General features: G+C 68.4%; 10 protein-coding genes and 1 pseudogene. All 11 read left to right on the top strand.

Annotated elements, in window-relative coordinates; all coding sequences use genetic code 11:
* Window positions 1-1,205: pseudogene (locus tag E1289_RS39105) on the top strand (hypothetical protein); the annotation flags it as partial.
* Between the two features lie 580 nt (window positions 1,206-1,785).
* Window positions 1,786-2,160, top strand: a complete 375-nt coding sequence (gene rpsL / locus E1289_RS24060; protein WP_131952923.1) for a 30S ribosomal protein S12 — start codon at window positions 1,786-1,788, stop codon at window positions 2,158-2,160.
* Window positions 2,160-2,630: a 30S ribosomal protein S7 gene (gene rpsG, locus E1289_RS24055; RefSeq protein WP_131963176.1), complete on the top strand. Its 471-nt coding sequence runs from the start codon at window positions 2,160-2,162 to the stop codon at window positions 2,628-2,630. Before rpsL ends, rpsG begins: the two co-directional genes overlap by 1 nt.
* 43 nt (window positions 2,631-2,673) lie before the next feature.
* On the top strand, window positions 2,674-4,785 hold the full coding sequence (gene fusA / locus E1289_RS24050; RefSeq protein WP_131983877.1) for an elongation factor G: 2,112 nt from the start codon (window positions 2,674-2,676) through the stop codon (window positions 4,783-4,785).
* An 82-nt stretch (window positions 4,786-4,867) separates the two neighbouring features.
* Entirely contained in the window at window positions 4,868-6,061 is a 1,194-nt protein-coding gene (tuf, locus tag E1289_RS24045; RefSeq protein ID WP_131983875.1) for an elongation factor Tu, read from the top strand.
* A gap of 110 nt (window positions 6,062-6,171) precedes the next feature.
* Window positions 6,172-6,480 (top strand): 30S ribosomal protein S10, encoded by a 309-nt coding sequence (gene rpsJ, locus E1289_RS24040; RefSeq protein ID WP_018657599.1) that lies wholly within the window; start codon window positions 6,172-6,174, stop codon window positions 6,478-6,480.
* A gap of 15 nt (window positions 6,481-6,495) precedes the next feature.
* Complete coding sequence (gene rplC, locus E1289_RS24035) at window positions 6,496-7,146, top strand: 50S ribosomal protein L3 (protein ID WP_131983873.1); 651 nt, start codon at window positions 6,496-6,498, stop codon at window positions 7,144-7,146.
* Entirely contained in the window at window positions 7,143-7,769 is a 627-nt protein-coding gene (rplD, locus tag E1289_RS24030; protein ID WP_131983871.1) for a 50S ribosomal protein L4, read from the top strand. Before rplC ends, rplD begins: the two co-directional genes overlap by 4 nt.
* A gap of 12 nt (window positions 7,770-7,781) precedes the next feature.
* Entirely contained in the window at window positions 7,782-8,081 is a 300-nt protein-coding gene (gene rplW, locus E1289_RS24025; RefSeq protein ID WP_131983869.1) for a 50S ribosomal protein L23, read from the top strand.
* 41 nt (window positions 8,082-8,122) lie between these two features.
* Window positions 8,123-8,956 (top strand): 50S ribosomal protein L2, encoded by an 834-nt coding sequence (gene rplB / locus E1289_RS24020; protein ID WP_131983867.1) that lies wholly within the window; start codon window positions 8,123-8,125, stop codon window positions 8,954-8,956.
* Between the two features lie 12 nt (window positions 8,957-8,968).
* The gene (gene rpsS / locus E1289_RS24015; protein ID WP_067889244.1) at window positions 8,969-9,250 is read left to right on the top strand and encodes a 30S ribosomal protein S19; all 282 of its coding nucleotides are present in this window, start codon (window positions 8,969-8,971) and stop codon (window positions 9,248-9,250) included.
* Window positions 9,251-9,274: the final 24 nt, after the last annotated feature.

Below are 9,274 nucleotides of genomic sequence, written 5' to 3'. Positions count from 1 at the left end.
CTCCCGCCCCGGGCGGATACCCGCCCCCGCAGGACCAGTACGTCCCGCCGGGCGAGCAGCCGCAGTACGGGCAGCCCCAGCCCGGTTACGGCCAGCAGCCCGAGCAGCCCCAGTACGGGCAGCAGCCGCCGCCGTACGGGCAGCAGCCCGGATACCCGCAGCAGCCGACGCACGGCGCCCCGCCGGAGCAGCCCCAGTACGGTCAGCAGGCGCCGCCGTACGGCGGCCGGCCCGGCCCGGCCGCCGAGCAGGCGCCGCAGCAGCCCGAGCAGTCGGAGGACCGCACGCTCATCGTCCCCGGCCCCGGCGCCGCCGCCCCGGAGGGGGAGCGGCAGCGGCCCGTCGTGGACGACCAGGCGACGCTGCACTGGTCGCCCGGCACCGACATCCCGGTCGCCACCGGCCCCGAGCGCAAGCAGGAGCCCCCGGCCGAGCCGTGGCAGGCGCCGACGCCGCCGGCCACGCCCGAGCCGTGGTCGCCGGAGTCGGCACAGCCCGGCGGCCGTCCCGGGCAGCCCGGTCAGGTCGACAGCGAGCGGACGATGATGGTGCCGCCGCCCGAGTCCGGGTACGGCGCGGGCTCGCAGCCGACCGGCAACCCGGTGGAGGACCTGTACCGGCCCCCGGCCGAGGCCGGCGGCGTGGAGGACTCGCGGGCGACGGAGGTGTTCGACCCGTCCCAGGGCCGCGCCGAGTCGCCGGGCGGGGCCGACCCGCAGGGCATGGCCGAGCACACCCGGATGGACATCGGCCAGCAGCAGTGGGGCCAGCAGGCCCAGCAGCAGGGCGGCCAGCAGTTCGGGCAGCAGCAGGGCTTCGGCCAGCCGGAGCCGTACGGCGGCCAGCCCGGCCAGTCCGGCCAGCCCGGTGAGCAGCAGTTCGGGCAGCAGCCCTACGGCCAGCAGCAGGACTTCGGCCAGCAGGCGCAGCAGCCGGGGTACGGCCAGCAGTACGGCCAGCCCGGCGAGCAGGCCGGCCAGGCCCAGGGCCAGCAGCAGTACGGGCAGCAGCAGCCCTACGGCCAGCCCGGTCAGCCCGGTCAGCCCGCGCAGTATGGTCAGCAGGGACAGTACGGCCAGCAGCCCGCCTACGGGACGGGCGAGGAGAGCAAGGGCAAGAGCAGCAAGAACATGATCCTGCTCATCTGCGGAGCCGTCGCCGTGGTGGTCATCCTCGTGGTGGCGATCGTGGCCTTCGTCCTGTAGGGACCGGTAGGACCTTTTGGACCGGCGTAAAAGCCGGTCCAAGTCTTCCCCAACCGCGGGGACGTAGGACACAATGCCGACGGGTCTTCCCGCTTCACCGGCGGGAACGGCCGGGGGCCTCCGGGCGTTGAACATCCCGGGGAACGGGGCGCTCCACGCCTCGCGGGCTTGCGCCGGAGGGCGGCACGCTGTAATGCGCTCCTCATTTTGCACTTTGGCGCAGCGGTCGGTAACCTCTTCACTTGTGCCCGCTGTGTGCGGGTGGCTATGCGTGTGCGTCGGCGAGGTCCAGTCAGGCCAGCCCCAGCGCCGCATCCAATGGGCTTTTTCACGTCGGTGAGCTCGGTGGTCTCGGCCGCCGGGGCACCGGATGAAAGAGACTCAACTCCCCGGCTTGATTCGGCCCCTTTTGGGCCGGGCGGTCTGTGTCGGTTTCGCGCGGTTGTATTTCCGTGAGACGGCGACACGCCCGACCGCGTGGGTCGGAGAGGTCGGGAAACCGGCAGGTCACAGCCTCGCCTGAGGTGGTGATTGCAGCGATGAAGACTTACCGGCTCGGTACGAGGAAGACGGAGACGCGGTGCCCACGATCCAGCAGCTGGTCCGAAAGGGCCGGACGGACAAGGTGACCAAGAACAAGACGCCCGCGCTGAAGGAGAGCCCCCAGCGGCGGGGCGTCTGCACGCGCGTCTACACCACGACGCCCAAGAAGCCGAACTCCGCGCTGCGCAAGGTCGCCCGTGTCCGGCTGACCAGCGGGATCGAGGTCACGGCCTACATCCCCGGTGTCGGGCACAACCTCCAGGAGCACTCGATCGTGCTCGTGCGCGGCGGACGTGTGAAGGACCTCCCGGGTGTTCGGTACAAGATCATCCGCGGTTCGCTCGACACGCAGGGCGTTCGCAACCGCAAGCAGGCGCGCAGCAAGTACGGCGCGAAGAAGGAGAAGAGCTGATGCCGCGCAAGGGCCCCGCTGGCAAGCGCCAGCTGATCGCTGACCCGGTGTACAACTCGCCGCTGGTCACCGCGCTCATCAACAAGATTCTCCTGGACGGCAAGCGCTCGATCGCGCAGAACATCGTGTACGACGCCCTGGAGGGCGCCCGCGAGAAGACCGGCAACGACCCGGTCGTCACGCTCAAGCGCGCGCTCGACAACGTCAAGCCCACCCTGGAGGTCCGCAGCCGCCGCGTCGGCGGCGCGACCTACCAGGTCCCCGTGGAGGTGCGGCCGGCCCGCAGCACCACGCTCGCCCTGCGGTGGCTGGTGGTGTACGCCCGGCAGCGCCGCGAGAAGACCATGACCGAGCGGCTGATGAACGAGCTGCTCGACGCCAGCAACGGTCTTGGCGCGTCTGTCAAGAAGCGCGAGGACACGCACAAGATGGCGGAGTCCAACAAGGCCTTCGCCCACTACCGCTGGTAATCCCGGCGGAACTGCAACGACGAGACGACGCGAGGACGCGACAGTGGCTACCAAAACCGGTGTAGACCTGGCCAAGGTCCGCAACATCGGGATCATGGCCCATATCGACGCGGGCAAGACCACGACGACCGAGCGGATCCTGTACTACACGGGCATCAGCTACAAGATCGGCGAGGTCCACGACGGCGCCGCCACCATGGACTGGATGGAGCAGGAACAGGAGCGGGGGATCACCATCACCTCCGCCGCCACCACCTGCCACTGGCCCGTGGACGACGACGACCACACGATCAACATCATCGACACCCCCGGGCACGTCGACTTCACCGTCGAGGTGGAGCGCAACCTGCGGGTGCTCGACGGTGCGGTCGCGGTGTTCGACGGTGTCGCCGGCGTGGAGCCCCAGTCCGAGACGGTGTGGCGCCAGGCCGACCGGTACGGCGTGCCCCGCATGTGCTTCGTCAACAAGCTCGACCGGGTCGGCGCGGAGTTCCACCGCTGCGTCGACATGATCGAGAACCGGCTCAACGCGACCCCGCTGCCGCTGCAGCTGCCGATCGGCGCCGAGGCCGACTTCAAGGGCGTCATCGACCTGGTGAGGATGAAGGCCCTCGTCTGGAACGAAGAGGCCAAGCTCGGCGAGATGTACGACGTCGTCGACATCCCCGACACGCACGCCGAGACGGCGCGGGAGTACCACGACAAGCTGGTCGAGACCCTCGCCGAGAACGACGACGAGATCATGGAGCTGTACCTGGAGGGCGAGGAGCCCACGGTGGAGCAGCTCTACGCCGGCATCCGCCGCGCGACGATCGCAGCCAAGCTCACCCCGGTGCTGTGCGGCACGGCCTTCAAGAACAAGGGCGTGCAGCCGCTCCTGGACGCGATCGTCCGGTACCTGCCCTCCCCGCTGGACGTCGAGGCCATCGAGGGCCACGCCGTCCGCGACGAGGAGCAGGCGCTGACGCGCAAGCCGAGCGAGGAGGAGCCGTTCTCCGCGCTCGCATTCAAGATCATGAGCGACCCGCACCTCGGCAAGCTCACCTTCGTGCGCGTCTACTCGGGCGTCATGGAGTCCGGCGCGAACGTGATGAACTCCGTCAAGGAGCGCAAGGAGCGCATCGGCAAGATCTACCGGATGCACGCCAACAAGCGCACCGAGATCGAGCGCGCGGGCGCCGGTGACATCGTCGCGGTGATGGGGCTCAAGCAGACCACCACCGGCGAGACGCTGTGCGACGACAAGCACCCGATCGTGCTGGAGTCCATGAACTTCCCGGCACCGGTCATCCACGTCGCGATCGAGCCGAAGACGAAGGCCGACCAGCAGAAGCTGAGCACCGCGATCCAGCGGCTGGCCGAGGAGGACCCGTCCTTCACGGTCCGCACCGACGAGGACACCGGCCAGACCGTGATCTCCGGCATGGGCGAGCTCCACCTGGAGATCCTCGTCGACCGGATGAAGCGCGAGTTCAAGGTCGACGCCAACGTCGGCAAGCCGCAGGTCGCCTACCGCGAGACGATCACCAAGAAGGTCGCGAAGGTCGAGTACACCCACAAGAAGCAGACGGGTGGCTCCGGCCAGTTCGGCCGCGTGATCATCGACCTGGAGCCGCTCGGCGGCGGGTCCGACGGCTACGAGTTCGAGAACAAGGTCACCGGTGGCCGCATCCCGCGGGAGTACATCCCGTCGGTCGACGCGGGCTGCCAGGAGGCCGCCGAGTTCGGTGTCCTGGCCGGCTACCCGATGGTGGGCGTCAAGGTCACCCTGCAGGACGGCGCCTACCACGAGGTCGACTCCTCGGAGATGGCGTTCAAGGTCGCCGGTTCCATGGCGTTCAAGGAGGCCGCCCGCAAGGCGTCCCCCACGCTGCTGGAGCCGATGATGGCGGTCGAGGTCACCACGCCCGAGGACAACATGGGCGACGTGATCGGCGACCTCAACAGCCGCCGCGGTCAGGTCCAGTCCATGGACGAGCGGCACGGCATGCGCGTCATCAAGGCGCTCGTGCCCCTGTCCGAGATGTTCGGCTACGTGGGTGATCTGCGAAGCAAGACCCAGGGCCGGGCTGTCTTCACCATGCAGTTCGACTCCTACGCCGAGGTTCCGTCGAACGTCGCGCAGGAGATCATCGCCAAGGCGCGGGGCGAATAGTCCGGGCCTGCCCACAGATCATCAGGACGTACATCGAAGCGGTCGTCTATACACGGCCGAGGATCGCAACAAGGAGCAACCAGTGGCGAAGGCCAAGTTCGAGCGGACGAAGCCGCACGTGAACATCGGCACCATTGGACACATCGACCACGGTAAGACCACGCTTACCGCGGCGATCACCAAGGTGCTCCACGACAAGTACCCGGACCTCAACCCCTTCACGCCGTTCGAGGACATCGACAAGGCGCCGGAGGAGCGCGAGCGCGGCATCACCATCTCGATCGCGCACGTCGAGTACCAGACCGAGGCCCGGCACTACGCGCACGTCGACTGCCCGGGGCACGCCGACTACATCAAGAACATGATCACCGGTGCGGCGCAGATGGACGGCGCCATCCTGGTGGTCGCCGCGACCGACGGCCCGATGCCGCAGACCAAGGAGCACGTGCTCCTGGCCCGCCAGGTCGGCGTCCCCTACATCGTCGTCGCGCTGAACAAGTGCGACATGGTGGACGACGAGGAGATCCTGGAGCTCGTCGAGCTCGAGGTCCGCGAGCTGCTCACCGAGTACGAGTTCCCGGGCGACGACCTCCCGGTCGTCCGCGTCTCCGCCTTCCAGGCGCTGCAGGGCGACGAGGCGTGGTCCGAGAAGATCGTCGAGCTCATGAACGCCGTCGACGAGAACGTGCCGGAGCCGGTCCGCGACATCGACAAGCCGTTCCTGATGCCGATCGAGGACGTCTTCTCGATCACCGGCCGCGGCACGGTCGTCACCGGCCGCGTCGAGCGCGGTGTCGTCAACGTCAACGAGACCGTCGACATCATCGGCATCAAGGAGAAGTCGACGAGCACCACGGTCACCGGCGTCGAGATGTTCCGCAAGCTGCTCGACCAGGGCCAGGCGGGCGACAACGTCGGCCTGCTCCTGCGCGGCATCAAGCGCGAGGACGTCGAGCGCGGCCAGTGCGTCATCAAGCCGGGCACGACGACCCCGCACACCGAGTTCGAGGCGCAGGTCTACATCCTGTCCAAGGACGAGGGCGGCCGGCACACGCCGTTCTTCAACAACTACCGTCCGCAGTTCTACTTCCGGACCACGGACGTGACCGGCGTGGTCACCCTCCCCGAGGGCACCGAGATGGTCATGCCGAGCGACAACACCGAAATGAAGGTCGAGCTGATCCAGCCGGTCGCCATGGAGGAGGGCCTGAAGTTCGCCATCCGCGAGGGTGGCCGGACCGTCGGCTCGGGTCGCGTCACCAAGATCATCAAGTAACACGCTCGTAGTCGCGGCGGCCCGGCCGCCGGGGAAACCCGAAGCCGGGCCGCCGCACCACGATCACCGAAGAAAACAGCGGCACTACAGCAAAGGACACCGAGGCCACCATGGCGGGACAGAAGATCCGCATCCGGCTCAAGGCCTACGACCACGAGGTCATCGACACCTCCGCGAAGAAGATCGTTGAGACGGTGACGCGGACGGGCGCCAAGGTCGCGGGCCCGGTGCCGCTGCCGACCGAGAAGAACGTGTACTGCGTCATCCGCTCGCCGCACAAGTACAAGGACAGCCGCGAGCACTTCGAGATGCGCACGCACAAGCGGTTGATCGACATCATCGACCCGACGCCCAAGACGGTCGACTCGCTCATGCGGCTCGACCTTCCCGCGGGCGTCGACATCGAGATCAAGCTCTAAGGGACGCACCGAGAGATGAGTAAGCAGAGGAAGGGCGTCCTGGGCGAGAAGCTCGGCATGACCCAGGTCTTCGACGATGAGGGCCGGATCGTTCCGGTGACCGTCGTCCAGGCCGGGCCGTGTGTCGTCACCCAGCTCCGCAGCCAGGAGAAGGACGGCTACACCGCCGTCCAGCTCGGGTTCGGGCAGATCGACCCGCGCAAGGTGAACAAGCCGCGCACGGGTCACTTCGAGAAGGCCGGCGTCACGCCGCGCCGCTACCTCGTCGAACTGCGGGCAGACGACACCACCGAGTACGAACTCGGCCAGGAGATCACCGCCAGCGTCTTCGAGGCCGGCCAGAAGATCGACGTCACCGGGACGAGCAAGGGCAAGGGCACTGCCGGTGTCATGAAGCGCCACGGGTTCAAGGGCCTCGGCGCCTCGCACGGCACCCAGCGCAAGCACCGCTCGCCCGGCTCGATCGGCGGCTGCGCGACCCCCGGTCGCGTCTTCAAGGGCCTCCGGATGGCGGGGCGGCACGGCAACGCCCGCACCACCGTGCAGAACCTGACCCTCCACGCCGTCGACGCGGAGAAGAACCTGCTGCTCATCAAGGGCGCGGTTCCCGGTCCCAACGGCGCCGTGGTGCTGGTCCGCGACGCAGTGAAGGGGACGGGCAAGTGACGACCAAGCTCGACATCGACCTGCCCGCCGAGGTCTTCGACGCGAAGACCAGCGTGCCGCTGATCCACCAGGTCGTGGTGGCGCAGCTCGCCGCGGCCCGGCAGGGCACCCACGCGACCAAGACGCGCGGCGAGGTCCGCGGCGGCGGCCGGAAGCCGTACCGGCAGAAGGGCACCGGCCGCGCCCGGCAGGGCTCGACCCGCGCGCCCCAGTTCGCCGGCGGCGGCGCCGTGCACGGCCCGCAGCCGCGGGACTACGCCCAGAAGACGCCCAAGAAGATGAAGGCCGCCGCGCTGCGCGGCGCCCTGTCGGACCGCGCCCGGTACGGCCGGGTCCACGTGGTCGACAACCTCATCGAGGGCGACACCCCCAAGACGAAGACGGCGCTCGCCGCGCTGCGCACAGTGCTTTCCGAAGCGCACGGAGCGGGCACCGAGGCCAAGCGCGTCCTCCTGGTCCTGGACCGCGAGGACGAGCTGACCTGGAAGAGCCTGCGCAACGAGCCGAGCGTGCACGTGCTCGTCTCCGACCAGCTCAACACCTACGACGTGCTGGTGAACGACGACGTCGTCTTCACGAAGACGGCGTACGACGAGTTCATCTCGCGCGCGGCGAAGAAGTAAGGAGGGTCTGCCGTGAACAAGATCGCCGACCCCCGCGACGTCATCATCGCGCCGGTCGTCTCGGAGAAGAGCTACGGGCTGCTGGACGAGAACAAGTACACCTTCGTCGTCCGCCCGGACGCCAACAAGACGCAGATCAAGCAGGCCGTCGAGGCGGTGTTCGGCGTCAAGGTGACGAACGTGAACACGCTCAACCGGCAGGGCAAGCGCAAGCGCACGCGGTTCGGCTACGGCAAGCGCAAGGACACCAAGCGCGCCATCGTCAGCCTTGCCGAGGGCGAGCGGATCGACATCTTCGGCGGCACGGCCTGACGGCCGGCGACCGGAGAACAGACAAGGGATGAACGAATAAGATGGGCATCCGTAACTACAAGCCGACGACCCCGGGTCGTCGCGGCTCCAGCGTGGCCGACTTCGTCGAGATCACGCGCAGCGAGCCGGAGAAGTCGCTGCTGCGTCCGCTCCCCAAGAAGGGCGGCCGCAACAACCACGGCCGCATCACGACCCGGCACCAGGGCGGCGGGCACAAGCGCGCCTACCGCGTGATCGACTTCCGCAGGCACGACAAGGACGGCGTCCCGGCGAAGGTCGCGCACATCGAGTACGACCCGAACCGCACCGCGCGGATCGCACTGCTGCACTACGTGGACGGCGAGAAGCGCTACATCCTCGCTCCCCGCAACCTCAAGCAGGGCGACCGCGTCGAGAACGGGCCGGGCGCCGACATCAAGCCGGGCAACTGCCTGCCGCTGCGCAACATCCCGACCGGTACCGTCATCCACGCCATCGAGCTCCGGCCCGGCGGCGGCGCCAAGATCGCCCGCAGTGCGGGCGCCGGCGTCCAGCTGCTGGCCAAGGAGGGCAAGTACGCCACGCTGCGCATGCCGTCCGGCGAGATGCGGATGGTGGACGTGCGGTGCCGCGCGACGGTCGGCGAGGTCGGCAACGCCGAGCAGTCGAACATCAGCTGGGGCAAGGCCGGCCGCATGCGGTGGAAGGGCAAGCGCCCGACCGTCCGCGGCGTGGCCATGAACCCGATCGACCACCCGCACGGTGGTGGTGAGGGCAAGACCTCAGGCGGCCGGCACCCGGTGAACCCGGCCGGTAAGAAGGAAGGCCGCACTCGACAGGCGAACAAGTCGAGCGACCGGCTGATCGTCCGTCGTCGCAGCAAGAAGAAGCGGTAGGAGTCGCTCGTCATGCCACGTAGCCTTAAGAAGGGCCCGTTCGTGGACGACCACCTGATGAAGAAGGTGGACGCCCAGAACGAGAAGGGCACCAAGAACGTCATCAAGACGTGGTCGCGGCGCTCCATGATCGTGCCGGACATGATCGGTCACACGATCGCCGTGCACGACGGCCGCAAGCACGTCCCGGTGTTCATCACCGACGCGATGGTGGGGCACAAGCTCGGCGAGTTCGCGCCGACGCGCACGTTCCGCAGCCATGTGAAGGAAGACCGCCGCAGCAGGCGCGGCTGAGCAGTAGATCGTACGGAGAGAGGG

The organism is Actinomadura sp. 6K520 (assembly GCF_004349245.1).
In the GTDB taxonomy this organism is placed as follows: domain Bacteria; phylum Actinomycetota; class Actinomycetes; order Streptosporangiales; family Streptosporangiaceae; genus Spirillospora.
This window is presented reverse-complemented; position numbering and strand designations above follow the sequence as displayed.

Bases quoted from the DNA above. Each gene is read 5' to 3' on its own strand.
- rpsG (WP_131963176.1), top strand. From the start codon at position 2,160: ATGCCGCGCAAGGGCCCCGCTGGCAAGCGCCAGCTGATCGCTGACCCG.
- rpsJ (WP_018657599.1), top strand. From the start codon at position 6,172: ATGGCGGGACAGAAGATCCGCATCCGGCTCAAGGCCTACGACCACGAG.
- rplC (WP_131983873.1), top strand. From the start codon at position 6,496: ATGAGTAAGCAGAGGAAGGGCGTCCTGGGCGAGAAGCTCGGCATGACC.
- rplB (WP_131983867.1), top strand. From the start codon at position 8,123: ATGGGCATCCGTAACTACAAGCCGACGACCCCGGGTCGTCGCGGCTCC.
- rpsS (WP_067889244.1), top strand. From the start codon at position 8,969: ATGCCACGTAGCCTTAAGAAGGGCCCGTTCGTGGACGACCACCTGATG.